Source organism: Streptomyces sp. NPDC050439 (assembly GCF_040655335.1).
GTDB lineage: Bacteria > Actinomycetota > Actinomycetes > Streptomycetales > Streptomycetaceae > Streptomyces.
The window spans coordinates 159,533-184,919 of record NZ_JBFAJT010000012.1 but is presented as its reverse complement, the minus strand read 5'-3'; the positions used below and the strand labels follow the sequence as shown (position 1 = coordinate 184,919).

Sequence of the window (25,387 nt, the reverse complement as noted above, 5' to 3'; positions counted from 1 at the left end):
GCCAACCGACCACGCTCAGTGACATGAAATCCCAAATCACCACCCCCCGGATGCAGTTCGCGCAGCGGCTCAGCTCCACCCGCAGAGGTGCCCGCCTCGCCCGGCGTCTCGCCGCCCACCAGCTGGAAGCCTGGGGAATCCCGCACGGCAGCGACCTCTCCGACGCGGCAGCGCACATCACCGCCGAGCTGGCAGCGAACGCGGTCACGCACGGCCACGTACCCGGAAGGGACTTCGAACTCCGGCTCTTCTACGCGGAGTCGGCGCGCACGCTGCGTATCGAGGTGGCGGACGCGCGGGGCGACCGCGTCCCGGAGCTGCGCCGGGCGGATGCCCCCGAGGCGGAGACCGGCCGGGGGCTGCGCATCGTCGAGGCGACCGCCGCGACGTGGGGCGTCACGGAGCGACGGATCGGCAAGACGGTGTGGGCCGAGCTTCGCACGTGATGCCCCGGACGCGGAGCCGACCGGAGCGGGCACAGGATGTCGGGTCCGGCAGGGTGGGTTCTTCCTAGCGTGAGGGTGTGAAAGGGAAGGAGTCCGGGGTGCTGGAGCGGTTGAACCAGGCCATGGAGCAGATCGAGGCCCACCTCGACGAGCGGATCGACGTGGCCGACCTGGCGCGGACGGCCGTGACGTCGGAGTACCACTTCCGGCGGCTGTTCTCCGCGCTGGCGGGGATGCCGCTGTCGGAGTACATCCGGCGCAGGCGGCTGACCGTCGCGGGTGCCGAGGTGCTCGACGGGGAGCGGACGCTCCTGGAGGTCGCCGTGCGCTACGGCTACTCGTCGGGCGAGGCGTTCGCGCGGGCGTTCCGCGGGATGCACGGGGTCGGGCCCGGTGAGGCCAGGCGGGGCGGCGCGACGCTGCGGTCCCAGCCACGGATGTCCTTCCGCCTCATCGTCGAAGGGAGCAGCAGCATGCGGTACAAGGTCGTGGAGAGGGACGCGTTCCGTGTCGTCGGCAGGAAGGCGCGCGTCCCGCTCGTGCACGAGGGCGTGAACCCGGACATCGCCGAGTTCATCCGGAGTCTCGGGCGGGAGACGCTGCAACGCATCGAGAGCCTGTCGGAGAATTCGGAGGCGTCGGATCACGGGCCGGAGGGCGTCATCTCGGTGAGCGACAAGCTGGACGCGAGCCGCGCCGAGGGGACCGAGCTCGACTACTGGCACGGCGTGGTGAGCGGCGCGGACAGCGAGGTGCCCGACGACATGGACGCCCTCGCCGTCCCCGCCGGGAGCTGGGCCGTCTTCGAGAGCGCGGGGCCGTTCCCGCAGACGCTCCAGTTCATGTGGCGGGACGTGTTCACCCAGTGGTTCCCGTCCAACCCGTACCAGAGCAGGCCGGGGCCGGAGATCCTGCGGACCCGCCTCTCGGACGACGGCACGCACGCGGATGCGGAGCTGTGGATTCCGGTGGAGCGGACGGCGGCCGGGTGAGCTCAGCGGCGCGCGGTGGTTTCCCGAAACCACCGCGCGCCGTCAGCCCTTGGGGGGCAGTCAGCAGTTCCCTCGTGCCGGCTTTCCCGCGAACCGGTCCGCCAGCCAGTTGGCCGCCAGTGGTGACTGCGTGATCACCCCGGAGACGTGCTCGCCCAGCAGGATGGTGTGCCACTCCACGTTCGCGCCCTTGGCGCACCAGTCCTTGCGCACCTGCTTGCCGACGCCGTACGGGATCAGCTCGTCGGTGATCACGTGGTACTGGTACACCGGCGCGTCCGGAGCCCGCGTGCCGACCTGCGACTCGCGCAGGCGCTGCTGCCAGTCGGGCTGGTCGAGGGGGTTCTGCACCGTCATGGCGTCGATCTTCTTGAAGGCGCCGAGCACCGCGCCATCCGCCACACAGCTGTTGCGCAGCGCGCCGATCAGCTTCTTGCCCACCGGGTTCAGGTACGACTCCAGGTTCAGCTCGGGGAACGCCGCGTTCTGGCCGATCGCGGCCATGAAGATCAGGCCCGAGCCGTACGAACCGTCGTTGAAGTCCGCCACCCGCATCAGATCGCCCGGGATGCCACCGGCCGCCGTGCCCTTGACCTTCAGGTCGGGGGCGTACGACCCGTGCAGCTCGGCCGCCCAGCTCGCCGCCTGCCCGCCCTGCGAGTAGCCCATGACGCCGACCGGGGTGTCCGTGCCGAGCCCCGCCTCCGGGAGCCGGATCGCGGCGCGGGCGGCGTCGAGCATGGCGTGACCCGCGGCCCTGCCGACCGTGTAGGTGTGGTCGCCGGGGGTGCCGAGACCCTCGTAGTCCGTGACGGCGACCGCCCAGCCGCGCAGGGTGAGTTGCTGGATGAGGTTGGCCTCAAGGGTCGTCCCGCGGGGGAAGCCCGCGCTCGGGGCGCAGTGGTCGCCCATGCCGATCGTCCCGACGGCGTACGTGATGAGGGGGCGGGGGCCCTTCCTGCCGTCCTGCGGCACGATGACCGTGCCGGAGACGGTGTTCGGCTCGCCCTTCGCCGTCGTCGAGCGGTAGTTGATCTTCCACGCCTTGGTGTGGGTCGGCTGGCCCGGCAGCGGGTGGAAGCTGCTCGGTGCGGAGCTGACGATGTCTCCGGGGGCGGCGGTGTCCGCAGGTGCGGCCTGGGCCGTCACCGGGGTGATGGCCGAGAGGCCGAGCGCGGCCACCACGGCCAGGGCCCTTGCGCCGGCTCTTGCTCTGGAACGAACGTGCATGCGGCTCTCCCAACAGTCCTCAATGGCTGGGGTGTGCAGGCGACGACCGTAGTGACTGGTGGGTAAGTCCGGCGCTGGCGGGAGCGCTCAGCTTTGTTGACCCCGGTTCTCATAGCGGTAGGCCCCGGGCGTCGTCCCCGTCCAGCGGCGGAACGCGCGGTGGAAGGCCGTGTCCTCGGAGAAGCCGAGCCGCGCGGCCAGCTCGGCGATGGGCTCCGTGCCTCCGGCGAGCCCGGCGATCGCCGCGTCACGCCGGACGGCGTCCTTCAACTGCTGGTACGAGGTGGACTCCTGGGCCAGGCGGCGGCGCAGCGTCGCGGGGCTCACGGCGAGGCGGGCGGCGATCTCGCCGAGAGAGGGCAGGCGGGGCGAGGTGCGCAGTGCGCGGGCCAGGGCACGCCGCACCTGTTCGGCGACCGTCGTCCCGTACTCGCGCCGCGAGAGGAGGTCGAACGGCGCGCGGCCCAGCATGCCTTCGAGCGCCGCCTCGTCCCGTATCAGCGGCGCGGCCAGCCAGCGCTCGTCGAACCCGGCACCCGTGCGCGCCGCGCCGAAGCGGACCGGACAGCCGAAGAGGCGCTCGTACTCGTCCTTGTGCGGGGGAGGGGGATGCCCGAACTCGGCCCAGTGGAGCGGGATGCGGCGGCCGATCAGCCAGCTGCACAGGCGGTGCCAGATGATCACGAGGCACTCGGCGAGAAAATAGTCCCGTTCGAGGTCGTTGCGCACGGCGAAGACGGCGCTGCCCGTCCCGCGGTGCTCCAGCATGAGGTCGGGCCCGCCGGAGAACAGCCCGTAGAACGTGACGCCCCGCTCCATCGCGGCGCCCAGGTCACGGCAGCCGAGGGAGGCGTGGCACATCATCGCGAAGGTGCCGGGCCTGCTGACCGCCGCACCGAGGCCGAGGAACTCGTCGCCGGTGGCGCGGTACAGCTCCCGGAAGAGGCGGGCGAACTGGACCTCGGTGATGCGGGCCCGGTCGTCGCCGAGGAGCAGCGGGGGGATCTGGGCGGTGCGGAGCAGCGGGACGGTGTCGATTCCGTGGCGCTCGGCGCCGTGCAGCATGGCGCGGACGTGGTGGACGGTGATGGTCCGGCTGGGCATGGGGGTTCCTTCCCCGTACCGGGCCCTCTCGAACTCCGATGGTCGGGTGCCGGGCTGACCCGCGTCGGACGGTCAGACGCCGGCCAGGCCCGCGAGCACCCCGAAGCCGACGGGCAGCAGGAAGGCGATGCGCCCGTACTCGGGCCGCCTCTTGTCCGCGCGGCGCAGGTAGGTCGCGAACCCCGCGGTGACGATGCCGAACGTCACCGCGTACAGCAGGGTGTCGGTGGTCGACATCCCGCTCCAGCCGTCGGACAGCAGCGCGGTGAGTGTCATCGCGCCCCCGAACAGCGCGGCACCGGCCAGCGCGTCATCGCCGGTGAACACCAGCGGTGCCGTGCTGCCGTGCCGCTCCTTGCGCCAGACCTGGAAGATCAGGACGGCGATCAGGACGATCTGCACGGCGACGGCCACCATGAACGAGGCCTTGAAAGTGGTTTCCATGGGTCGTGTTCCCCCTTCTTGTCCATCGCGGAGCGATGGCCGACGCCGGACGACTCCGCCCTGGTCAGGGGCGGTCTGGCGGCAGGCTTGGTAGGGATAATGATGCCGGTGCCCCTGGGGCAACAAGGGTTTTGAGGATCTTCAGAGGGTCTGCGGGGGGTGTGCGGAAGGTCTGCGGAGGGTCTGCGGGCGGGGGGTGGGCTGAGCTTCGCGGCCAACTCCGCTGACGCTTCCCGTCATCCCCTGACGGCCCGCTCTGTCCCTAGCGTCATACGCATGCAGCCCACGGAGCGTCCCGAGACCCTGGCCGTGCTCACCGAGTGGGCGGCCGACCGCCACGGCAAGCTGCCGGCTCTCCGCTTCAAGTCCGGGGGCGGGGGGTGGGAGGAGGTCTCGTACGAGCAACTGCGTTTGCGGGTCCGGGACTTCGGCACGCGCCTCCTGTCCGTCGGAGTGCGCCCGGACGACCGTGTGGCGATCCTCGCCGAGACCCGCCCCGAGTGGACGTACGCCCACTTCGCCGTCTTCGCGGCGGGCGCGGTGGTCGTCCCCGTCTACCCGACGGCGGGTGACGAGGAGGTCGAGTGGGTCGTCAAGGACTCCGATGCCTCGGTGGTGATCTGCGAGAACGCCGCGCAGGCCGAGAAGATCGAGCGCCTGCGGCCGGGGCTGCCGGGCGTACGGCACGTGCTGCTGATGACGGAGGGGGAGGAGGGAGGCGAGGGAGCGGAGAGAGGCCGCGCCCCGGAAGCGGCACCGGAAGCGGCGGCCGACGCCCTGCTGGAACGAGCCAGGGACCGAGCCCCCGCCGACCTCGCCACCATCATCTACACCTCCGGCACCACCGGCCTGCCCAAAGGCTGCCTCCTCACCCACGGCAACCTCGGCGCCGTCCAGTCCGCCACCCTCCCCCTGATCGAGGCGGGCCCCGGCGACTCGACGTACCTCTACCTCCCCCTCGCCCATCTCCTGGCCCAGCTGATCGAGTTCACGACGCTGATCGAGGGCGGCGAGATCTGCTTCTTCGGCGGGAAGATCGAGAACGTCGTCGCCGAGCTGGCGGAGGCGAAGCCCACGCATCTGCCGTCCGTGCCGCGCCTGTTCGAGAAGGTGTACTCGGTGGTGCTGTCCCTCGCGGAGTCCCAGGACGGGGGCCGCGAGCGGTTCGAGGAGGCGATACGCATCGGGGTTCTCGCGGCGGACGGCGCCCTTCCGCCCGAACTTCGGGACGCGTACGAGGAGGCGGACAAGGCCCTGTACGGACTGGTGCGGCAGGCGCTCGGAGGGCGCGTGAGGTGGGCCCTGACAGGCGGCGCGCCCATCGCACCGCACGTCATCGACTTCCTGCGGGCCTGCGGGATCGGGGTCTACGAGGGGTACGGGATGACGGAGTCGGCCGGCGTCATCAGCCTGAACCATCCCGGGGCGGTCCGGTACGGCACGGTGGGCCGCCCCGTCGAGGGCTGCGAGGTCCGTATCGCCGACGACGGAGAGGTCCTGGCCCGGGGCGAGATGGTCTTCCCCGGCTACCACGGGAACCCTGCGGCCACGCGTGACGCCGTGGACGACGAGGGCTGGCTGCACACCGGCGACCTGGGTGCCCTGGACGCCGAGGGCTATCTCAGCATCACGGGCCGCAAGAAGGACCTGATCATCACCTCGGGCGGCAAAAACCTCACGCCGTCCCTGAGTGAACTGGCGGTCCAGCAGTCGCGTTTCGTGTCCCGAGCGGTGATGGTGGGCGACAAGCGCCCCTATCCGGTGGCCCTGATCACGCTGGACGCGGAGGAAATCGCCGGCTGGGCAGCCCGGCAAGGCATCGAGCTGACCGATCCGCCCTCCCAGGACCCGCACGTCCGCGCCCTCGTCCAGGAGGTGGTGGACGCGGCGAACGGCACGGTCTCCCGCCCGGCCCGCATCCGCGATTTCGCCCTCCTCGACGAGGACTTCACGGTGGAGACGGGCCTGCTCACCCCGAGCCTGAAGGTACGAAGGCACGCGGTGACGGAGCGGTACGCGGCCCTGGTGGAGGAGCTGTACGGGAGGGACGGGGCAAGGCAGCAGCAGCCGGCGCCGACGGCTACGAAACCCCCGCCAGCCGCAGCAGCACGGTAGCGGCCGCGGCGCCGCCGAAGGGAGCCTTCCGCCAGGCGAGCCCTCAAGTGCCAGTACGCCGACGGGCCGTGCCCACCCCGTGGCCCTCGGCGAGTGCTCCGGTGGCGAGCAGCCGGTCGGGAGCCCGCGGCTACGAGCTCCGCCAGCCGCAGTAGCGCCGATCACGACCATGGCGAAGAGGGCCTTTCGCCAGGCGAGCCCTCAAGTGCCAGTACGCCGACGGGCCGTGCCCACCCCGTGGCCCTCGGCGAGTGCTCCGGTGGCGAGCAGCGGGTCGGGAGCCCGCCGGAGCCCGCGGCTACGAGCCCCGCCAGCCGCAGTAGCGCCGATCACGACCACGGCGAAGAGGGCCATCCGCCAGGCGAGGCCCTCACGTGCCAGTACGCCGACGGGCCGCGCCCACCCCGTGGCCCTCGGTGAGGTGGCGAGCAGCCGGGACCCCGCCGGAGCCCGCAGCTACGAAACCCCCGCCAGCCGCAGCAGCGCCGTAGTGGCCGCCGCGCCGATCACCACCACGGCGAAGGGGGCCTTTCGCCAGGCGAGGGCGCCGCCTGCCAGTACGCCGATGGGGCGCGCCCACCCGGCGAAGTCGTGGCCCTCGGTGAGTGCTCCGGTGGCGAGGAGCGCGACGAGGAGGACCACCGCGCCGACTGTCAGCAACTCCTGCACGCGGGCAGGGAGTTCGACCCGGCCGTGCAGCAAGGGGCCCGCGAGGCGGAAGGCGTACGTTCCGGCGGCCAGGACCAGGACGCAGGCGAGGTAGGCGTTCATGAGGCGCTCCTCTCGGTGGGGCGGGGAGAGCGTGCGGGGCGGCCCGGTCCGCGCCGCGCCGCGAGGAGGCCAAGGAGGGAGAGGAGGACTGGTACCCCGGCAGGCAGCCATGGCGCGGCGGTCACCGCGATCACCGCACCGGCCGCCGCGGCCCGCCGCGTCACGCTGTCGCCGCGCAGCGCGGGCAGCACCAGGGCAAGCAGCACCGCGGGGAACGCGGCGTCCAGACCGAAGCGGGCGGTGTCACCGATCGCGGAACCGGCCAGCGCACCCCCGAGCACGCTGACGTTCCAGACGGCGAACAGGCCGAGCCCGGATATCCAGAACGCCGCCTTGCGCCGCTTCTGGTCGGGCTGCGCCAGGACGAAGGCGGCCGTCTCGTCGGTGATCAGGTGCGCGCCGAGAAGCCGCGCGGCCCAGGACCGGCCCAGGCTGTCGGCGACGGCCAGGCTGAACGCCGCCGTGCGGGAGTTGAGCAGCAGGCCGGTCGCGGCGGCGGCCACCGGGCCGCCGCCCGCCGCGAGAATCCCGACCGCGCTGAACTGGGCGGAGCCGGCGTACACGAGCAGTGACATCAGGACCGGCACCCAGACCGGCAGACCGCCCGCGACAGCGATCGCCCCGAAGGAGACGCCGACGACGGCGTCGGCCAGCCAGACGAGGGCGATGTCGCGCAGGACGCCGCGGGGGAGGTGGGAGAGGCGTACGAATCCGTCGCTCGTTCGGTGGGGTGGGTCGTCTGTTCGGTGTGGCGAACGCATACGTCGTAGGATGGGCGCAGCGGTGAGCGTTCGTCAAGACGAACGATCGGTCCGCTGGAGCGAACGATCGTGAGGCCTGGACGCGAGGGAGCAGTACGGCATGACTGACGGCAAGGGCGGCGGTACGGCCCGGTCCCGGCTGCCCCGCGAGTGGGTGGCGGCCGCGCTGCGCCGGGAGCGGGCCAAAGCAGGACTCTCCCTCTCCGAGCTGGCCAAGCGCGCGGGCGTCGCGAAGTCCACGCTGTCTCAGCTGGAGGCGGCGACGGGCAACCCCGGGATCGAGACGCTGTGGGCCCTGGCGGTGGCGCTCGGGGTGCCGTTCAGCGTGCTGGTGGAGTCGCCCGCGCCGGAGGTGACGGTGATCAGGGCGGGGCAGGGCCCGACGATGCACGCCGAGCGCGCTTCCTACGCGGGGACGCTGCTGTCGGCGGGGCCGGCGGGTGTGCGGCGCGACATCTACCACGGGGCGATGGAGCCGGGCTCCGCACGGGAGTCCGACCCGCACATCCCCGGCTCGGTGGAACACGTGGTGGTCAGCACGGGCCGCCTCCTGGCGGGCCCCCGCGACGAACAGGTGGAGCTGTCCGCAGGCGACTACATGTCCTACCGAGGGGACGTCCCCCACGCCTACGAGGCCTTGGAGCCAGGCACGACCTTCGTACTGATCATGCAACACACGTAAGGCACCCCGAGCCCCAAAGGGGCGCGGGGAACTGCGCGACGAGCCACGACGCCGCCGCAGCCAAAGACCCGCCCCGAGGGCGCCCCAAAGGGGCGCGGGGAACTGCGCGACCAGCCACGACGGCGCAGCAGTCAAAAACCGCCCCTAAGACCCCTTCCGCGCCCTAGGGCTCAGCAACTGCTCGCGCAAGGCCGTCAGTTGATGCGAAGTCTCCACCGCAAGCCCCTCATCCAACGTAGCCAGCGCCAGCAAAAGCGCATCGGCCACCACCAGCGCCGTCAACGCCTCCGTAGTGATGCCGGTAGGCGTATGCGGCGCCGTCAGAACCGCGTCCACCCGACCCCCGTACAGCTCCGCCAGCTCATCCGTGACCAGGACGACCCGCGCCCCCACCGCCCGCGCCCGCTCTATCAGCACCGTCAGCTCGGCCAGCGCACGCCCCGGCTGGAAGATCACCACGGCGTCGCCCTGCCGCACGGCGAGCAGATGGTCGGCCAGGGCGAATCCCGTGTCCCCGAAGTAACGGGCCCGGCGGCCGATCCTCCCGAGCGCCAACGCCAGGTGCCGCGCGGCCAGTTCGGACGCCGCGATGCCGTAGCAGTGGATCTCCGGGGCCTCGGCGAGGAACCCCACCGCGTCCCGCAGCGCGTCGCCCGGCGTCAGGCGCCGCGCGTGCTCGATGCGCTCCTGGGCCTCGTCGAAGACATCACCCCAGATGTCGTCCAGGTCCCGGCCCACATGCGCGATGCGCTGCCGCAGCCGCACCTCCGGCGGCACGGCGGAGGTGAAGTCCGACGTCAGTTCCCGCTTGAGCGCCGGCAGGCCCGCATAGCCGAGGCGCTGCAGGGCGCGCACGACCGTCGCGTTGCTGGTACCGCTCGCCGTGCCCAACTCCTGGGCGCTGGCGAAGAGCAGCGACTCGACGGGGGCGCTGACCACGTACTGGGCGACGGCCCGCTCGGACGTGGAGAGGGTCTCCCACTGGTCGCGCACGGCCGCCCGCAGCCGTGCCAGCCCCGCGCCGGACCCCGCCTGATCCTCTGAAATTCCCATTACAGCTATTGACTCTCGTGTGATGGCCGTTACTCTCCTGGGCAACGCATTCCAAAGGGAGAGCTTCTCGTAATCAACGTTACAGCAGCTCTCCGTCGCGAGGAGAACAATGGCACTGCCCCTCATCGAGATATCCGGCGCCCCGGCCGCCCGCGGCCGCCAGTACGGCGAAGCCGTCCGCCCGCAACTGCACGCCGCCCTCGCCTATTACGAGGAGGCGTTCGGTCAGTCGTCCGGCCTGACCTGGGACCAGGTCACCGCCCGCGCCACCCGCTGGCTGGAGCCGGTCCGCGACTACGCTCCCCACCTCCTGGAGGAGATGCGCGGGATCGCCGAGGGCGCCGGAGTGACCCTCCCCGACATCCTCGCCCTCAACGCCCGCGGCGAGGTCATCTACGACCGCTCGTTCGCCGACATGCGGGCCAAGGAGACGGAGACCGACGAGGAACCCGCCGACGGCTGCACCTCCTTCGCCGCCTACGGAGAGGCCAGCGGCGACGGCCACGTATGGGCCGGGCAGAACTGGGACTGGCGGGCCGGAGTCGCCGACACCGTCGTCATGCTGCGCATCGTCCAGCCCCCGCACCCCACCCTGATCATGCAGGTCGAGGCGGGCCAGATCGGACGCCAGGGCGCCAATTCGGCGGGCATCGCACTGAACGCGAACGGCCTCGGCGGGCGCTTCAGCGACGCCATCGGCCTCCCGCAGACCGTCGTACGCCGCAGTGTCCTGGACCAGCACACCATCACCGACGCGCTCGACGTACTGTGCCGCACCCGCGCGCACATCGCGTCCAACGCCCTGCTGACCTGCCGCGAGGGCTTCGCCGTGGACCTGGAGACGACCCCGGCCGGGCACGGCTGGATGTATCCCACCGACGGACTCCTCGTGCACGGCAACCACTACCAGGCGGGCGTCCCCGCCGCCATCGCCGCGCACTACCGCCCCATGTCATCGGATTCGCTGGTCCGCGTTCCCCGCGCCGAGCAGGGCCTCGGCGCCCTGCGCTCCTCCACCGGTGCCGACGAGTCCCGCAAGATCATCAAGCAGGCCATGTCCGACCACCTCGGCCACCCCGAGTCGCTCTGCACCCACCCCGACCCGCGCAGACCCGAGGTCAAGCACTGGTCCACGCTCGTCTCCTCCTGTGTCGACCTGACCGTCGGCGACTACCACGTCACCGCCGGCACCCCCTGCGACCGCGACTACCAGCACATGCCCTGGAACCTCTACGACGGCCCGTACGGAGACAACAGATGACGACGACCAGGACGACCGGGACGACCAGGTCCACTCCGAGGCGTCCGCTGGTCGCGGGCCTCGCCACCGCCACCCTTCTCGCGGTCGCCGGTTGCAGCGGCGCCGACACGGCCGCCACCGGAGGAAAGCCCGCCGACGCCGCCAAGCTGAAGCTGAGCGCCACGACCGCCGCCGCCAAGGGCCCGCTCGACAAGGCGAACTGGCTCCTGGAGGACGAGCCGGACTCGCTCGACCTCGACACCCAGGGAACGAGCGCGGGCCGCGTCGTCCTCACCAACGTCTGCGAGCGGCTCTACCAACTCCAGCCCGACATGACGACGCAGCCCTTCCTCGCCGAGAAGGCCCGTACGCCCGACGACAGGACGCTCGTCCTGAGTCTGCGCGACGGCGTCACCTTCCACGACGGGTCGAAGCTGACCGCCGACGACGTGCTGTGGTCGCTGAAGCGGCACGCCGACCCGGACATGGAGCAGGCCGACGAGTTCGGCAACGTCAAGTCCATGAAGAAGAGCGGCGACCGCGAGATCACCATCCATTTCAAGGAACCCGACGCGCTCTTCACCAAGGCCCTCGCGGGCGACGCGGGCATCGTCTGGAACAAGGAGCAAGTGACCGACGCGGGCGAGGACTTCGGCACGCCGGGCCAAGGAGACGCGTGCAGCGGCCCGTACGAGCTCAAGGGCTGGAAGTCCGGCGACTCGATCACCATCGAGGCGTACGACGGCTACTGGGGCACGAAGCCGCTCACCCGGCAGGTCACCTTCCGCTGGGCCTCCGACAGCGCGCTGGTCAACGCCCTGAAGACGGGCGCCGCCGACGGGACGTACGCCGAATCCCCGAACACCGCGTCCGCCCTGCGCACCACCAAGGGACTCGACCAGCACTACGGCCCCTCCACCGCGTCCCTCGTGCTCATCCCGACGGCCCGGGGCGGCCTGAAGGACCCGCAGATCCGGCGGGCCCTGTCCCTCGCGATCGACCGGACGGGCATCGCGAAGTCCGGGTACGGCGGCCTCGTCCAGCCGTGGGCCACCCCGGTCGGCTCCGGCGCCTGGGGATACGAGAAGCCCGCGTTCGAGGCCGCGCAGAAGAAGCTGGCGGCCGCGGCCCCCGCCACCCCGACCGCCGGCGACCTCGCCGAGGCCAAGGAACTGGTGAAGGAGGCGGGTGCGCCGGCCGGACCCGTCGTGATCGGCACCGACAGCAGCCAGGGCCGGACGGTCGTCGCGAACGCGGTGCGTTCCGCGCTCCAGCGCATCGGGCTCAAGGGGCAGATCAAGACCGTGCCGACGGCCCAGTTCGAGGAGTTCTACAGCGATCCGTCCGCACGGGCCGACATCGACGTGCTGGTCGGCGACTGGTACATCTCCAAGGCCGACCCCATGGGCTTCTACGACAACGGCCTCTCCGACTCCTCCAACAACTGGGTCGGCTTCAAGGACGCCACGTACGACAAGAAGGTCCACCAGGCGCTGAGCACCCTGGACGACGCGAAGCGGGCCGAGCTCGCGATCGACGTACAGCGGCGGTTCGTGGACGCGGGCGTCTGGATCCCGGTCGCGCAGGTCCCGACGGCGCTCGTCGTCTCCGACAGGCTGACGGGACCCCCGGCGTCGCAGGCCTACCTCTACTACCCGTGGGCCGCCGCACTCGGCCTGAAGAAAGGCTAGGTGAGGGACGTGCTTGCTCGGATCTCACGTCGGCTCGCGGGTCTCGTCGCGACCCTCTTCGCCGCCTCGTTCGTCATCTTCGCCGCCGTGTACGCGGCGCCGGGCGACCCCGCGGTGTTCCTCGCGGGCGGCCGGGACAAGCTGACGCCGGAACGCCTGGCCCAGGTGCGCGCGCAGTACCACCTGGACGAACCGCTGGTCGTCCAGTACGGCCGGTGGCTGTGGGACTGCGTCCACTTCGACCTGGGGCGGTCCTTCAAGTACAGCGACCAGGTGGCCGACCTGGTGACGGCCCGCTTCCCGACCACCCTTCAACTGGTCGCATACGCCACGGTGTTGTTCGTCGTCCTCGGCGTCGGGGCCGGAATCCTGGCCGCGGTCAAGCGCTCCACATGGGTGGACTCCGCCGTCGTGGGCGGCACGACGCTCGCCGCCTCGGTCCCTTCGTTCGTGGCGGCCATCGCCCTGGTCTCGCTGTTCGGCGTGCAACTGGGGTGGTTCCCGGTCTCGGGCTCGGGCGAGGGACTCGGCGGCACCCTGCACCACCTGACGCTGCCGGCCCTGTCCCTGGCGCTCGGGGCCCTCGCCATCATCAGCCGGGTCACCCGGCAGGCGATGGCGGACGCCTCCGCGTCCGACCACGTGGAGGCGGCGCGCGCGTCCGGCGTCCCGGAACGGGACATCATCCGGCGCCACGTCCTGCGCAACGCGCTCGGGCCGATCATCACGATGTGCGGGCTCGTCATGGCGGGCATGCTCGCGGGCACGGTGGTCGTGGAGACGGCGTTCGGCATCAGCGGCATCGGCTCGCTCCTCGTGGGCGCGATCAACACCCATGACTTCCCGGTGGCGCAGGCGGTCCTGCTGCTCATGGTCACCGGCTACATCGTGGTGACGACGCTGGTGGACGTGGTGCACCCGCTGCTCGACCCGCGCGTGAAGGAGGCCCGTTCCTGATGGCTGCCGCCGCAGTTGCTCTCGCGCCTTTGGCCGTACGCCGTCGTCGCCCCGTAGGGGTGATGGTGGCCGCGGGCCTCCTCGTCCTCGTCGTCCTGGCGGCGCTGTTCGCACCGCTCCTCGCGCCCTACGCCCCCGACGCGATCGATCTCTCGGCATCCCTGGTCGGGACATCGGGGGAGCACCTCCTCGGCACCGACTCGTCGGGCCAGGACCTGCTGTCACGCGCCCTGTACGGAACCCGCACGAGCCTGATCGCACCGATCCTGCTCCTCGCCGTCGCCGCCGTGCTCGGCGTCACGCTCGGCGTGCTCGCCGCATGGCGCGGGGGATGGGTGGACGCGCTGGTCTCGCGGATCACGGACGTGATGTACGCCTTCCCGGGCCTGCTGTTCACCGTCCTGATCATCGCGGTCTTCGGCGCCGGGATGACGACGTCCGTCCTGGCCCTCGGCCTCGCCTTCACCCCGACGATCGCCAAGTACGTCCGCTCGCTGGCCCTTTCGGAGTCCCGCAAGCCGTACGTCGACGCCTACCGGGTGCAGGGGATGGGCGGTGCGCGCATCTGCGTGGCACACCTGGTCCCGAACCTGGGCCGCGCGATCCTCGGCTACCTGGTCGTCCTCTTCGGCGAGGCACTCATGTCCCTCGCGACCCTCTCCTACCTGGGCTTCGGCGCCCAACCGCCGTCATCGGACTGGGGCTTGATGGTCCAGGAGGGGCAGGCGGCGGTGGTCCAGGGCGCGCTGCTTCCGGCGCTCGTCCCCGGCACGGCCATCGCCCTGGTCGTCGTGTCCTTCAACGTGGTCGGGGTCTGGGCCGCCGACCGGCTAGGAAGGCAGTGACCCATGCTGCTCGATGTCGAAGACCTCACCCTGCGGGTGCCCGGAGCGGCCAGACCGCTCCTCGAATCGGTGTCCCTCACCGTCCGTCCCGGCGAAGTCGTCGGCCTGGTCGGCGAGTCGGGCTCGGGCAAGTCGACCACGGCGAAGGCGGCGCTCGGCCTCCTTCCCGCCGACGCGACGACGTCGGGTTCCGTCCGGGTGAACGGCACCGAAGTCCTCACCCTCAAGGGCGAGGCCCTGCGGACCCACCGCGCGCGGACCGTCGCCATGGTCCACCAGGACCCCCGCGCCGCACTCAACCCGGTGCGACGCATCGGCGACTTCCTGACCGAACGGGGCGCGACCCGCGAGCAGGCGGTCGAACTCCTCGCCACCGTCGGCCTGTCGGACCCCGCACACCGCGTACGCCAGCGCCCGCACGAGCTCTCCGGCGGCATGCTGCAACGCGTGGTCATCGCGGGCGCGCTCGCCGCGGAGCCGAGCCTGCTCCTCGCGGACGAGGCCACCAGTGCCCTGGACGTCACGACCCAGGCGGAGATCCTCGCCCTGCTGCGCCAACTGCGGGCCACCCGGGACCTGGGCCTCCTCTTCATCACCCACGACCTGCACCTGGCCGCCGCGTACTGCGACCGCGTGTACGTCATGTACGCGGGCCGCGTGGTTGAACAGCGGTCGGCGAAGGCCCTGTTCGACACCCCGGCCCACCCCTACACACGGGGCCTGCTCTCCTGTTCGCCCACCCTGGGCGACACGACCCACACCCTCCACCCCATCCCGGGCCGCCCACCCTCCCTCTCGGACACCTTCCCTGGCTGCCCGTTCGTGTCGCGCTGCGGGGACGCGGAGGACACCTGCGAGACGTGGGCGCCGGAGCAGTCCGGGCTGGAGGACGGGGGAACGGTGGCCTGTTCCGTTGTGGAGGCCAAGCGTGCGACGAGTACCGATGCAACAGAGGTGAGCCACTGATGCCACAGGACCTGCTGTCGGTGGACGGCCTCAGCAAGAGCTACCCCCTGCCGGGCGGCGGACGCCACCAAGCGGCCGAGAACGTGACGTTCACGGTGGGGAAGGGCGGCTCCACAGGAATCGTGGGCGAATCAGGCTCAGGCAAGACAACGGTCGCCCGCATGCTGGTGGGCCTGGCTCGCCAGGACTCCGGCACGGTGACCGTGGAAGGCCGCCCCCGCGAGCCCCGTACACCCCGGAAGCGAGCCGCACGCCTGGCCAGGGCCAGGGAGATCCAGATGGTCTTCCAGGACCCCTACCTCTCCCTCGACCCCCGCCTCACCTCCGCCCAGTGCCTCCGCACGGCCCTGCACCTGCACGGCAGGGACGAGACCCTGGCCGCGGGGCTCCTGGACCAGGTGGGCCTCGGCACCCGCGAGGCCGGCGCCCGCCCCCGCGAACTCTCCGGCGGCCAGCGGCAACGCCTGGCCATCGCGCGGGCACTGGCGGTGGACCCCCAAGTACTCGTCCTGGACGAGGCGGTGGCGGCGCTCGACGTGTCGATCCAGGCCCAGATCCTCCAGCTCCTCGGCGAGATCCGCCGGGACACCGGGGTGGCCCTGGTCTTCGTCAGCCACGACCTGGCGGTCGTCCAGCACATCACGGACGAGGTCCTGGTGATGCGCGGCGGCAAGGTGGTGGAACAGGGCCCCACGTCCCGGGTGCTCTCAGCTCCCCAGGACCCGTACACGACAAGACTCCTGGCATCGGTGCCAAGGGAGGGCTGGAACCCGTCGGACGCGACGGCGCTGACGTAAGGAGCGCCCCGTCAGGGGCGCGGGGAACTGCGCACCCAGCCACAGCCGGGCCGGCAGGAGAAAAGGAGCCCAAGGCCCAGGGGCCAGAAAAAGGCAGGAGCCCCGTCTTCCCGCTTGCGCGGGGAGGCAGGGCTCCTTGGGTACTGCTATCCATGTCCGGATCAAGTCACCGGAACTGTCACACGCCCCACGTGAATGGGGCGCCCCACTACATGGGGGTGACGTTCTCCGCCTGCGGACCCTTCGGGCCCTGCGTGACGTCGAAGCTCACGGCCTGGTTCTCCTCAAGGGAGCGGAAGCCGTTTGCGTTGATCGCGGAGTAGTGGACGAAGACGTCGGGGCCTCCGCCTTCCTGGGCGATGAATCCAAAGCCCTTTTCGGCGTTGAACCACTTCACGGTTCCGGTAGCCATAAGCCCTCCTTGGGCCAAAGGGTTGCCCTGCTCCAGAACCTGCGATTGTTGAAACAACTGCATAAGTCTGAAAACGACGAGAGCCCGCGGGTCACATGCTCCGCAGGCTCTGTACTGCAAGGGAAACCAAACTGCAACTTGCGGCGAGCTTAGCACGCAGGCAGCCGAAAGCAATAGGGGGCAAGATCACGTCACCCGGATGTTTGACGGACCCCCCAGAGGGGTTGACGGACCAGGTCGAAAGCTCTTGACAAGAACGGGATCGGGGCCCCGCTTTCTGCACCGTACCGCAAGGGGGCTAGCCTCCCCGATGTGGACAATTCTCCCGTTGACGCCATCGCCGGGGAGGGCTCGGATCAGCTCTCCGGTCACCGCCGTACCCCCCGGCCCCGCGTCGGTCACATTCAGTTCCTGAACTGCATGCCTCTGTACTGGGGCCTCGCGCGGACCGGCACGCTGCTCGACTTCGAGCTCACGAAGGACACCCCCGAGAAGCTCAGCGAGCAGTTGGTGCGGGGCGATCTCGATATCGCTCCCGTGACGCTCGTCGAGTTCCTCAAGAACGCCGACGACCTCGTCGCTTTCCCCGATCTCGCGGTCGGCTGCGACGGCCCGGTGATGTCCTGCGTGATCGTCTCGCAGGTCCCCCTCGACCAGCTGGACGGAGCGCGGGTCGCGCTCGGCTCGACCTCGCGCACCTCCGTGCGCCTGGCGCAGCTGCTGCTCGCCGAGCAGCACGGCGTGCGCCCCGACTACTACACGTGTCCGCCGGACCTCGGCGTGATGATGCAGGAGGCGGACGCCGCCGTGCTCATCGGGGACGCGGCGCTGCGGGCCAACCTGATCGACGGACCGCGGCTCGGTCTTGACGTATACGACCTGGGCCAGATGTGGAAGGACTGGACGGGGCTGCCGTTCGTCTTCGCGGTCTGGGCGGCGCGCAAGGACTACGCGGCGCGGGAGCCGGACGTGGTGCGCGAGGTGCACAAGGCGTTCCTCGCCTCGCGTGACGTCTCGCTGGAGGAGGTCGGCAAGGTCTCCGAGCAGGCCGCGCGCTGGGAGGCCTTCGACGCGGGGGTCCTGGAGAAGTACTTCACGACGCTCGACTTCCGGTTCGGCAGCGCGCAGTTGGAGGGCGTCGCGGAGTTCGCGCGCCGGGTGGGCGACACGACCGGGTTCCCCGCGGACGTGCGGGTGGAGCTGCTGGACGCCCAGCGGTAGCAGTCGGTCCCGCGGGCGTGCCCGCGGTCTACCCTGAGCTGCAGACAATGCGCGCGGCTCGGTGGCCGCGGCCGTGCGGCGCGTCCGGGGGAGGCCTTCGTCATGCACCCGCTCGATCCCGGTGAACCGACCGTCATCGGTCCCTACCGACTGCTCGGCCGCCTCGGCTCGGGCGGCATGGGCCGGGTGTACCTGGGGCGCAGCTCGGGCGGCCGTACGGTCGCGGTGAAGGTCGTCCATCCGCACTTCGCGCTCGACGAGGAGTTCCGCGCCCGTTTCCGGCGCGAGGTGGAGGCGGCGCGGCGGGTGGGCGGCGACTGGACCGCGCCGGTCCTGGACGCCGATCCGGAGGGGGCGGTGCCGTGGGTGGCCACGGGGTACGCGGCGGGTCCCTCGCTCACGGAGGCCGTACGCGACCAGACCCCGCTCCCGGATCACTCCGTACGCGTATTGGTGGCGGGGCTTGCCGAGGCGCTCGCCCACGTACACGGTCTGGGTCTTGTCCACCGTGACGTGAAGCCGTCGAACGTCATGCTCACGATGGACGGGCCCCGGCTCATCGACTTCGGCATCGCGCGGGCGACGGACGGCACGGCCTCGCTCACGTCGACGGGGGTCTCCGTCGGTTCGCCCGGCTACATGTCGCCGGAGCAGATCCTCGGCAAGGGGGTGGCCGGGGCGGCGGACGTCTTCTCGCTGGGGGCGGTCCTGGTGTTCGCGGCGACGGGGGCGTCACCCTTCCCCGGCGACTCGTCCGCCTCGCTGCTCTACAAGGTCGTGCACGAGGAGCCGGAACTCGGGCCGCTGGCAGGGGAGCTGCGGGACATCGCCCGGCAGTGCCTGGCCAAGGACCCCGCGGCACGCCCCGCGCCGGAGGAACTCGCACGGCGGCTCGCGCCCTCGGGTGTGGCCGGCCTGGTGGCGGCCGGCTGGCTGCCGGGTCCGCTGGTCGAACGGGTCAGCAGGAGCGCGGTACGCCTCCTCGACCTGGAGACGGAGGGAGCCGGGGTCGCGGAACAGCAGTCGGGCCCGGTGCCGTTCGGCCCCCCGAGCACACACGCCCCGGCACACGTCTTCGGCCCCCCGGACCCGTCGTACGCGAATGTCCCGTCCCCGCCCCCATACGTCCCCACGCAAACGTCCACCCCAACTCCAACACCTTCGCCGGGCAGGATGACCGTCTCGGTCGCCGCGGCGTCCACGCCGGGCGGGGCGGACGGGCGTGGCCGCAAGGTCAGTTGCACGCTGGTCCTGGGCGTGGCGGGGGCGCTCGCCGCGGTGACGGTCGGTTCGGTCTTCGTCTTCGGCCTGCTCCCGGGCAACGACGACGACAACGCGAGTGACGCGGGAGGCCAGCCCCCGGCCGCGACCGCGAGCGAGCAGCCCGGCGGCGACGGCGCGGACCAGGGGGCCGACGAGGTCCCCGCGTCCTACCGCGGCACCTGGGAAGGCCAGGCGACGGCGGCGAACGGCGCCGTCCCGATGGGAACGTTCAGCCTCAAGATAGAGCGCGGCAAGATCGGCGAACGCTTCGCCGTCATGACCCAGACCGACCAACTGGGCGGGAAGTGCGCGGTGGACCTGACCCTGAAGTCGGTGACGGACAAGGAGCTCGTGGCCGAGGGAAAGGGCCAGGCGAAGAGCGCCGCCCAGTGCACGAAGAACCCCCACACGGTCCGCCTGCGCCCGAAGAACGACACCCTCCTCTACCTCTCGGAAAACGAGGAGTCGGGCAACCCCGAGGCCACTCTCAGCCGCCAGGACTGACGAGCGGCCGTCCGCGCAGGCCGCCCGCCCGTCAGTCCTGCCCGCGTCACATCGGCGTAGTGACAGTGACCGGCTCTCCGCTGCCCGTGTACAGGAGGCCCTTGCCCGGGGCGATGGGGCCGCCGACCATGCTTCGGGTCGTCCGGATGCCGATCAGTTCGCCGCTCGACGAGTCCTGGGGGGAGAGCAGGATGCCTCGGCGGCCCTTCTTCGCCTCCACCTGCCAGCCGGAGAAGCCGCCGCAGACCTCCTCCTCGTCGCCGCCGATGATGAGGCCGAGGCCTCGCTCGGAGCCGCGCTGGACCAGGCGCTTGAACTCGCGTTCGGCGTCGCAGTCCTCCAGGACCTCGCCGTCGTCGATGATCCAGATGATCGGGTCCTCCGGCGTCGCGGACTCCACGACCTCCTTGAAGTCGTCGCTCTCGATGTCGTCGTCCTTGAAGACCTTCAGGACGCCTTCCTGGCCTTCCAGTTCGCGCAGCGGCGAAGGGCGGGGGGCGGCGATCACGAGGCGTACGCCCTGGGTCATGTACGAACGCGCCAGGTTCATCAGTGTTGTGCTGCGGCCCGACTTGGCCGGGCCCGCCACGACGAACGTCGGCACGCCCTGTGCGAGGTCGGGGCCGAAGCCCATGATGTCGTCGCCGCCGATGCCCGCGAGCGCCCACAGCTTGGAGCGCGAGGCCTCCGGGTCCCGCATCTCCCACGCGTCGGCGAAGTTGATGCGGCTGGGCAGGCTGTCCACGCGGAACGGCTTGCGGGCGCGCGGCACGTCCGCGTCCCGGACGGCCGCCGCCTCGCCGATCTCGGTGAGTGCCGCGGCCTGGCCCTGGCCCGTGGAGTCCTCGGAGAGGAGGGCGAACTGCGTCTCCGTGCCGTGCTCGTTCTTGAAGCCGCGGCCCGGCGGGATCTCCTCCGGCACCTTGCGCGCGTTCATGCCGAGCATCGAGAAGTCGGAGCGGTCGGCGAGCCGCAGGCCGTACTTGTCCTCGGTGAGCGAGGCCATGCGGCCGATGAGCACCTGACGGTCGCCGGTGATCACCAGGTGGATACCGACGCTCGCGCCCTCGCGCATCATCGCCTGCAACTCGTCGGTCAGCTCACCGTGGTCGTACTCGCCGAGGGTCGGCAGCCAGCCCTCCCAGCGGTCGAGCAGCACGACGATGTGCGCGAGCCGCTCCTCCTCGGGCACCGCGGCCCGCTGCTCGCCGATGTCGGCGAAGCCCTTGTCGGCAAGAAGGTCCTGGCGGCGCGTCACCTCACCCTTGAGGCGGGTGATGAGGCGCACCGCGCGCTCGGTCTGGTTACGGCTGACGACGGCCCCGCAGTGCGGAAGCCGGGTCAGCGCGTTGAGCGCGCCGTTGCCGCAGTCGATGCCGTAGAGGTGGACGTCGGCGGACGAGTGCGTACGGGCGATGGAGCCCGCGATCGTCCGCAGGATCTGCGAGCGGCCACTGCGCGGGGCACCGCCGACGAGCAGATGCCCGAAGGAGTGGAAGTCCACCACCACCGGGCGGCGCGCCTGGTCGGAGGGGATGTCCTCCAGACCGTACGGCGCGGGCGCCAGCGCCCCCGGCTTGTCGCTCGCGAGCGGCTGCGGGATCTCGTCGAGCTGGAGCTGCTCGGAGAGCGCGGGGAGCCACGGACTGTGCTGCGCGGGAATCCCCATCGTCGCGTTCGCGTCCCGCACGGCGTCCACGAGGACCTTGAGGTCGGTGATCTCCTCCTCCTCGCGCGCCGCGGCCTTGGGCTTCACGAGCGCGGCACGGCCGAGGTCCTCCCACCCGAGCGGACCCGCCCACGGCGCGAGCAGCGCCGGGTCGGTGGCGCCGGGCCTGCGGCCACCGACACGGCCGGACTGGAAGGGGACGAGCGAGGCGTGACCGAGGCGGACGTAGGCGCGGCCGGGCGTGCTCTTGGCGATGTGGCCTGCCGCCGGGTCGTCGATGACGTCGGCGGACTCGGCGCCGTCCGTCACGCGCAGGGCGATGCGGAGGTTGGTGTTGGCGCGGATCTCGGGCGACACGACACCGGAGGGCCGCTGCGTGGCCAGCAGCAGGTGGATGCCGAGCGAACGGCCGCGCTGGGCGATGTTGACCAGACCCGTCACGAAGTCGGGCAGGTCACGCACCATGGAGGCGAACTCGTCGATGACGATGAGGAGCCGCGGCACGGGCGGGTGCGAGGGATCACGGCGCACGAGGTCCTGGTAGTCCTCGATGTCCTTCGCGTCGGCCGCCGCCAGGATGTGCTCGCGCCGCTTGAGCTCGGCGCCCAGCGACTCCAGGGCACGCTCCACGAGGTGCGCGTCGAGGTCGGTGACCATGCCCACCGTGTGCGGCAGCTTCACGCAGTCCTTGAACGCGGAGCCACCCTTATAGTCCACGAGGACGAAGGTCATGTTCTCGGGGGTGTTGGCCACCGCGAGCGCCGCCACGATGGTCTGAAGCAGCTCCGACTTACCGGAACCGGTCGTACCGGCGATCAGGCCGTGCGGCCCGTCACGCCGCATGTCGATGCCGAAGGGCCCGTCGTACGACTCACCGATGACGGCCATCGTCGACTGGCCGCTCACCTGCCAGCGCGCGGTGATCTGATCGGCCGTCGGCGGCTCCAGCTGGAGCACGTCGAGCAGCCGGCTCGATCCCGGCAGCGCCGAGTCCTCGGTCTCGCCGCTGATGTCGCGCAGCGGCGAGAGCGCCCGGGCGAGCCGCCCGCACCAGGCGGGGGAAACGAAGTCGGGCCGTACGGAACGGATGCGGGCGGCGTCGGTCCGCTCGACGCGCAGCCGCAGCTCGAAGGGCTTGCCGGCGCCCTGCTCGCCGTCGTCGGCACTCTGGTGCCAGGCCTGGAAGGACGGGAAACCGCCGGGAGTGGTCGGGGCGGCCTGCGGGGCCGACGCGGTGGGCCTGGCCGGCAGCCCGATCTCCTCCGGCCGCGGCTCGGCGATCACGACCGCCTGGCACTCGCCGGGCAGGAACCGCTCCTCGTCGTCGAGGCAGAGCGCGTACATCGACACGGCGGGGCCCTCGCGCAGCAGCTTCACCACACCGGGCATGGACCGCAGCCGCCGGGACCCGTCCCACACCACGACGATGTCGGGGTCACCGAAGGAGGCCGCGCCGCCCCGGTTGTTCTCCTTGGCGGCCTTCTGGCGGGCGGCGAGTATCTGGGTCAGCTCACCGATGCGGGAGCCGACGGTCTCGGCGTCCGTCCCGATCAGCACGTTGGCGTCCTGCGCCCCGGAGGGCCGCGAGTGCGGCAGCCAGCGCGTCCAGTCCCACGTCTCGCGCGCCGAGTTCTCGGTCAGGACGTAGAACTGGACGTCGAGCGGGCTGTGCAGGACCGCGCTCTGCGCGACGGCCCAGCGGCCGAGCGCCTGCGCGGAGTCGCCGGGGCCCGCCATGCCGATCACGCCGAGGTCGCGCAGCGAGAGCGCGACGGGCGCGTCCTCGATCTTCCACGTGACCTCGCGCTTGTGGTCGTCCTGCTCGGGGTCGTCGAGGACGACCTCGGAGTCGATGCGCCCGGTGCCGACGCGGATCAGCAGATGGTCCCCGTCGGTCCGCCGCCGCTCCCACAGCCGCGTACGGGGGCCGGTGCTGAGGGAGAGGATGCCGGCCGGACTGAGGATGGCCTGCCGCTTGTCGAGCCGCTCGGCGACGAGCGCGTCCTGGGCGTCCTTCTCGATCCGCGCCTTGTGTTCGTTGTACTCCTTGACCTGCTTGGCATGGGACTTGCGCCCGTGCTTCTTGTCCATGAAGTAGTTGCCGAACAGGATCAGCGGGCTGAGCAGCGCCATGATCAGGTAGTACCAGCGCCCGAAGATCATCACGGATACGACGGCACCGACGAGCGGCGTGAGCGCCATCAGCCAGGGCAGCGGGCGCGCCTCGAAATCGCGTACCGGACTCGGCAGCCTGAATTTCGTCTGGCGCTCGGGGGGACGGAGTCGGGGCGGCCGGTTGTAATCAAGTCCGGCGCCGTCCTCGGACCACTTCAGAGCGGCATTCGGCGGCGTATAGCGGTCGAGTTCGAAAAGGGTGTTGCCGACCGCGATCTGCGCACCGAGCGGCCATTCCCCTTTCTTCCACGCATTCCCGCCCGATTCATTCTCGGCGTCGCTGTCGGCGGTGTCGGCGCCATTGGTGCTGTCGCGCTTCTTCTTCTTTTTGCCCGGCTTGTTGCTTTTCTCGTTCTTCTCGGCTTCTTCTTCGAGCTCGTCGTACTTCTTGCCGTCGAGGGTCACGCCGCCTTTGTCACCATGTACGGCGACTTGGCAGGTGCCATCGGTTGCAACTGACAACGTCAGGGCGCGCGAGGGGAGTTCCGGATCGTCGACGCGGATGTACGAGGCGGGCCCGCTGCCGATGTCGTAGCGCCCGATCCCGAGCCGGTGCACCGCGCCGGCCGAGGGGCCTCCCGCGACGCGAAGTTCGACCAGGCCGGTGGGTTCGCCGGGCAGGCAGCCCGCCGGGTCGTGCAGGCTGACGACGGCGCCCTCGCGCAGCGGGGACGTCCCGATGGTCGCGGCGGCGTCGATGGGATAGCCGTCCACGAAGACGATCGGCGCCCCGCCCTGGCCGGTGCCGGGCTGGAGTTGATGACCGCCGATGGGGATGATCTGGGCGTCGCCGCCGCCGTACCCCACCTGGGCGGCCAGCTCCTTGGCGATGTCCCCCACGGAGGACTCAGGATCGGCGTCGAGCACGACGTCGGCGTTCGCGCCGCCGAGCGGATCGACGACGGTCAGAGTCAGGCGCACGATCGTCCTCCCCTTGAGCCCCTTTTGACCGGTTCCGGGTTTGCTTTCGCAGTTGCACCGGAGTGCGGTCGAGCGGCTTGTCCACAGTGCCTGTGAGGCTGTCCACAGTGCCTGTGACGATAGCCGCTCCACCCTTCCCGCAGGCAACGGGCTGTGCACCGGCTCATAGCAGAGCTGTGACTCAACCGGGGTGTGCTCACTTCTGCCCCACCCGTAAGCTGCTGACCCAAGAGCGGAAGATCGCATGAACGGCCGGACGGCCTTCGCGCGGCCCGCACGGAGGAGCCAAGGGGGATGGCCCTGCGGCGAGTTGGATTGGATGTGAAGCCACATGGCCAAAGACGCCGATATCACCTATGAGGAGATGCGGACCGCGGCGGGCAAGCTGAACGACGCCAAGGACAAGATCGACGAGAAGCTCGACGCTCTCGAGCGTTACGTCGAGAACCTGGTGAAGAACGGCTACACGACTCGCAAGGGTTCGCAGGCCTTCGAGGACTCCTTCAAGGAGTTCAAGAAGGGCGCCAAGGACACCATCGAGGGCCTCACGGGCATGGGCAAGTTCCTGACCAGCGCCGCGAAGGCGTACGAGGACCTGGACGACGACCTCGCCAAGGGCGTCAAGGGCAAGTGATCCTCTCCTGGGGCGAGTGATCGGACCCCAGGGCGAGTGATCCGGCCCTCGGGCAGGTGAGGGCAGGTGAACAACCCGGTGCGATGGGCCGCCGCATTCCGCGGCGGTCCATCGCACCGGTCGTATGTCGGTAGGTCGTATGTCGGTAGTGCGATGCATGGGGGCGCTGTGGGTGGCGGTGGCGACCGGGCCAGGCTGGACCTTGACGTGATCAAGGGCATGGGCACCGGGCTCAACAATGTGAAGAAGGCCTTCGACGGCCTGGAAGACCTCGGCGGTCAGTACGAGGACGACTTCGGGAACGGTGATCTCGCCGACAAGTTCGGTGATTTCGCCGACAACTGGAAGTTGAGCCGCAAAAGGCTGACGGACGAGGTCGACGCGCTCGCGCAGATCGCCAAGGCCGCCGCCGAGGCGTACGAGGACATCGACCATCAGCTGGCCGAGGCGATCCGCGGTGCGGACGACCCCAAGTCGAAGAAGAAGGGCTGACC

Annotated in this window: 22 protein-coding genes; 14 read left to right on the top strand and 8 right to left on the bottom strand. The window is 70.8% G+C overall.

Annotation, left to right across the window (positions count from 1 at the left end; all coding sequences use genetic code 11):
• Positions 1–23: 23 nt before the first annotated feature.
• Positions 24–446 (top strand): ATP-binding protein, encoded by a 423-nt coding sequence (locus AB0I66_RS39060; RefSeq protein ID WP_363212814.1) that lies wholly within the window; start codon positions 24–26, stop codon positions 444–446.
• Positions 447–544: 98 nt separating this feature from the next.
• Complete coding sequence (locus AB0I66_RS39055; RefSeq protein WP_363212887.1) at positions 545–1,438, top strand: AraC family transcriptional regulator; 894 nt, start codon at positions 545–547, stop codon at positions 1,436–1,438.
• Between the two features lie 60 nt (positions 1,439–1,498).
• Here the strand turns inward: AB0I66_RS39055 and AB0I66_RS39050 are convergent, their stop codons facing one another.
• From AB0I66_RS39050 to AB0I66_RS39040, 3 genes are all read right to left on the bottom strand, one after another.
• Entirely contained in the window at positions 1,499–2,668 is a 1,170-nt protein-coding gene (locus tag AB0I66_RS39050; RefSeq protein WP_363212813.1) for a lipase family protein, read from the bottom strand.
• Between the two features lie 87 nt (positions 2,669–2,755).
• Complete coding sequence (locus tag AB0I66_RS39045; RefSeq protein WP_363212812.1) at positions 2,756–3,772, bottom strand: AraC family transcriptional regulator; 1,017 nt, start codon at positions 3,770–3,772, stop codon at positions 2,756–2,758.
• A gap of 72 nt (positions 3,773–3,844) precedes the next feature.
• The gene (locus AB0I66_RS39040; protein ID WP_363212811.1) at positions 3,845–4,216 is read right to left on the bottom strand and encodes a hypothetical protein; all 372 of its coding nucleotides are present in this window, start codon (positions 4,214–4,216) and stop codon (positions 3,845–3,847) included.
• A gap of 276 nt (positions 4,217–4,492) precedes the next feature.
• On the opposite strand from AB0I66_RS39040, the gene AB0I66_RS39035 reads away from it, so the two are divergent.
• Positions 4,493–6,331 carry a long-chain fatty acid--CoA ligase gene (locus tag AB0I66_RS39035; RefSeq protein WP_363212810.1) on the top strand — a complete coding sequence of 613 codons (1,839 nt, stop codon included), beginning with the start codon at positions 4,493–4,495 and terminating at the stop codon, positions 6,329–6,331.
• A gap of 456 nt (positions 6,332–6,787) precedes the next feature.
• On the opposite strand, the gene AB0I66_RS39030 is transcribed toward AB0I66_RS39035, so the two are convergent.
• Entirely contained in the window at positions 6,788–7,102 is a 315-nt protein-coding gene (locus AB0I66_RS39030; protein ID WP_363212809.1) for an AzlD domain-containing protein, read from the bottom strand.
• Positions 7,099–7,863: an AzlC family ABC transporter permease gene (locus AB0I66_RS39025; protein ID WP_363212808.1), complete on the bottom strand. Its 765-nt coding sequence runs from the start codon at positions 7,861–7,863 to the stop codon at positions 7,099–7,101. Before AB0I66_RS39025 ends, AB0I66_RS39030 begins: the two co-directional genes overlap by 4 nt.
• A gap of 100 nt (positions 7,864–7,963) precedes the next feature.
• Here AB0I66_RS39025 and AB0I66_RS39020 point away from each other — a divergent pair, with 100 nt between their 5' ends.
• Positions 7,964–8,545, top strand: coding sequence for an XRE family transcriptional regulator (locus AB0I66_RS39020; protein WP_363212807.1), 582 nt, complete (start codon positions 7,964–7,966; stop codon positions 8,543–8,545).
• A gap of 144 nt (positions 8,546–8,689) precedes the next feature.
• Here AB0I66_RS39020 and AB0I66_RS39015 read toward each other — a convergent pair whose 3' ends face one another.
• Positions 8,690–9,598, bottom strand: coding sequence for a MurR/RpiR family transcriptional regulator (locus AB0I66_RS39015; protein ID WP_363212806.1), 909 nt, complete (start codon positions 9,596–9,598; stop codon positions 8,690–8,692).
• 109 nt (positions 9,599–9,707) lie between these two features.
• On the opposite strand from AB0I66_RS39015, the gene AB0I66_RS39010 reads away from it, so the two are divergent.
• The 6 genes from AB0I66_RS39010 to AB0I66_RS38985 are packed head-to-tail and all read left to right on the top strand — an operon-like array spanning position 9,708 to position 16,094.
• A complete protein-coding gene (locus AB0I66_RS39010) occupies positions 9,708–10,859 on the top strand; it encodes a C45 family peptidase (protein ID WP_363212805.1) in 1,152 nt (383 codons plus the stop codon).
• Positions 10,856–12,529, top strand: coding sequence for an ABC transporter substrate-binding protein (locus AB0I66_RS39005; protein WP_363212804.1), 1,674 nt, complete (start codon positions 10,856–10,858; stop codon positions 12,527–12,529). The genes AB0I66_RS39010 and AB0I66_RS39005 overlap by 4 nt, the downstream gene beginning before the upstream one ends.
• A gap of 9 nt (positions 12,530–12,538) precedes the next feature.
• Positions 12,539–13,486 (top strand): ABC transporter permease, encoded by a 948-nt coding sequence (locus AB0I66_RS39000; protein ID WP_363212803.1) that lies wholly within the window; start codon positions 12,539–12,541, stop codon positions 13,484–13,486.
• Positions 13,486–14,331 (top strand): ABC transporter permease, encoded by an 846-nt coding sequence (locus tag AB0I66_RS38995; RefSeq protein WP_363212802.1) that lies wholly within the window; start codon positions 13,486–13,488, stop codon positions 14,329–14,331. Before AB0I66_RS39000 ends, AB0I66_RS38995 begins: the two co-directional genes overlap by 1 nt.
• Positions 14,332–14,334: 3 nt before the next feature.
• Positions 14,335–15,297, top strand: coding sequence for an ABC transporter ATP-binding protein (locus AB0I66_RS38990; protein ID WP_363212801.1), 963 nt, complete (start codon positions 14,335–14,337; stop codon positions 15,295–15,297).
• Positions 15,297–16,094, top strand: coding sequence for an ATP-binding cassette domain-containing protein (locus tag AB0I66_RS38985; protein ID WP_363212800.1), 798 nt, complete (start codon positions 15,297–15,299; stop codon positions 16,092–16,094). The genes AB0I66_RS38990 and AB0I66_RS38985 overlap by 1 nt, the downstream gene beginning before the upstream one ends.
• 208 nt (positions 16,095–16,302) lie before the next feature.
• Here the strand turns inward: AB0I66_RS38985 and AB0I66_RS38980 are convergent, their stop codons facing one another.
• On the bottom strand, positions 16,303–16,506 hold the full coding sequence (locus tag AB0I66_RS38980) for a cold-shock protein (protein WP_006138897.1): 204 nt from the start codon (positions 16,504–16,506) through the stop codon (positions 16,303–16,305).
• Positions 16,507–16,842: 336 nt separating this feature from the next.
• On the opposite strand from AB0I66_RS38980, the gene AB0I66_RS38975 reads away from it, so the two are divergent.
• Both AB0I66_RS38975 and AB0I66_RS38970 read left to right on the top strand, forming a co-directional pair.
• Complete coding sequence (locus AB0I66_RS38975; RefSeq protein WP_363212886.1) at positions 16,843–17,727, top strand: menaquinone biosynthesis protein; 885 nt, start codon at positions 16,843–16,845, stop codon at positions 17,725–17,727.
• Positions 17,728–17,829: 102 nt separating this feature from the next.
• On the top strand, positions 17,830–19,494 hold the full coding sequence (locus AB0I66_RS38970; protein WP_363212799.1) for a serine/threonine-protein kinase: 1,665 nt from the start codon (positions 17,830–17,832) through the stop codon (positions 19,492–19,494).
• 46 nt (positions 19,495–19,540) lie between these two features.
• On the opposite strand, the gene AB0I66_RS38965 is transcribed toward AB0I66_RS38970, so the two are convergent.
• Positions 19,541–24,259, bottom strand: coding sequence for an FtsK/SpoIIIE domain-containing protein (locus AB0I66_RS38965; protein WP_363212798.1), 4,719 nt, complete (start codon positions 24,257–24,259; stop codon positions 19,541–19,543).
• A gap of 331 nt (positions 24,260–24,590) precedes the next feature.
• On the opposite strand from AB0I66_RS38965, the gene AB0I66_RS38960 reads away from it, so the two are divergent.
• A complete protein-coding gene (locus AB0I66_RS38960) occupies positions 24,591–24,893 on the top strand; it encodes a WXG100 family type VII secretion target (protein ID WP_190085684.1) in 303 nt (100 codons plus the stop codon).
• Positions 24,894–25,046: 153 nt separating this feature from the next.
• The gene (locus tag AB0I66_RS38955; RefSeq protein WP_363212797.1) at positions 25,047–25,385 is read left to right on the top strand and encodes a hypothetical protein; all 339 of its coding nucleotides are present in this window, start codon (positions 25,047–25,049) and stop codon (positions 25,383–25,385) included.
• Positions 25,386–25,387: the final 2 nt, after the last annotated feature.

Excerpts from the sequence above, each read along its gene's own strand:
- AB0I66_RS39030 (WP_363212809.1), bottom strand. The coding sequence starts at position 7,102 with ATGAACGCCTACCTCGCCTGCGTCCTGGTCCTGGCCGCCGGAACGTAC.
- AB0I66_RS39020 (WP_363212807.1), top strand. The coding sequence starts at position 7,964 with ATGACTGACGGCAAGGGCGGCGGTACGGCCCGGTCCCGGCTGCCCCGC.
- AB0I66_RS39045 (WP_363212812.1), bottom strand. The coding sequence starts at position 3,772 with ATGCCCAGCCGGACCATCACCGTCCACCACGTCCGCGCCATGCTGCAC.
- AB0I66_RS38980 (WP_006138897.1), bottom strand. The coding sequence starts at position 16,506 with ATGGCTACCGGAACCGTGAAGTGGTTCAACGCCGAAAAGGGCTTTGGA.
- AB0I66_RS39025 (WP_363212808.1), bottom strand. The coding sequence starts at position 7,863 with ATGCGTTCGCCACACCGAACAGACGACCCACCCCACCGAACGAGCGAC.
- AB0I66_RS39015 (WP_363212806.1), bottom strand. The coding sequence starts at position 9,598 with ATGGGAATTTCAGAGGATCAGGCGGGGTCCGGCGCGGGGCTGGCACGG.
- AB0I66_RS38960 (WP_190085684.1), top strand. The coding sequence starts at position 24,591 with ATGGCCAAAGACGCCGATATCACCTATGAGGAGATGCGGACCGCGGCG.
- AB0I66_RS38955 (WP_363212797.1), top strand. The coding sequence starts at position 25,047 with ATGCATGGGGGCGCTGTGGGTGGCGGTGGCGACCGGGCCAGGCTGGAC.
- AB0I66_RS38990 (WP_363212801.1), top strand. The coding sequence starts at position 14,335 with ATGCTGCTCGATGTCGAAGACCTCACCCTGCGGGTGCCCGGAGCGGCC.
- AB0I66_RS38995 (WP_363212802.1), top strand. The coding sequence starts at position 13,486 with ATGGCTGCCGCCGCAGTTGCTCTCGCGCCTTTGGCCGTACGCCGTCGT.
- AB0I66_RS38970 (WP_363212799.1), top strand. The coding sequence starts at position 17,830 with ATGCACCCGCTCGATCCCGGTGAACCGACCGTCATCGGTCCCTACCGA.
- AB0I66_RS38985 (WP_363212800.1), top strand. The coding sequence starts at position 15,297 with ATGCCACAGGACCTGCTGTCGGTGGACGGCCTCAGCAAGAGCTACCCC.
- AB0I66_RS39035 (WP_363212810.1), top strand. The coding sequence starts at position 4,493 with ATGCAGCCCACGGAGCGTCCCGAGACCCTGGCCGTGCTCACCGAGTGG.
- AB0I66_RS39060 (WP_363212814.1), top strand. The coding sequence starts at position 24 with ATGAAATCCCAAATCACCACCCCCCGGATGCAGTTCGCGCAGCGGCTC.
- AB0I66_RS39040 (WP_363212811.1), bottom strand. The coding sequence starts at position 4,216 with ATGGAAACCACTTTCAAGGCCTCGTTCATGGTGGCCGTCGCCGTGCAG.
- AB0I66_RS39005 (WP_363212804.1), top strand. The coding sequence starts at position 10,856 with ATGACGACGACCAGGACGACCGGGACGACCAGGTCCACTCCGAGGCGT.
- AB0I66_RS39050 (WP_363212813.1), bottom strand. The coding sequence starts at position 2,668 with ATGCACGTTCGTTCCAGAGCAAGAGCCGGCGCAAGGGCCCTGGCCGTG.
- AB0I66_RS39010 (WP_363212805.1), top strand. The coding sequence starts at position 9,708 with ATGGCACTGCCCCTCATCGAGATATCCGGCGCCCCGGCCGCCCGCGGC.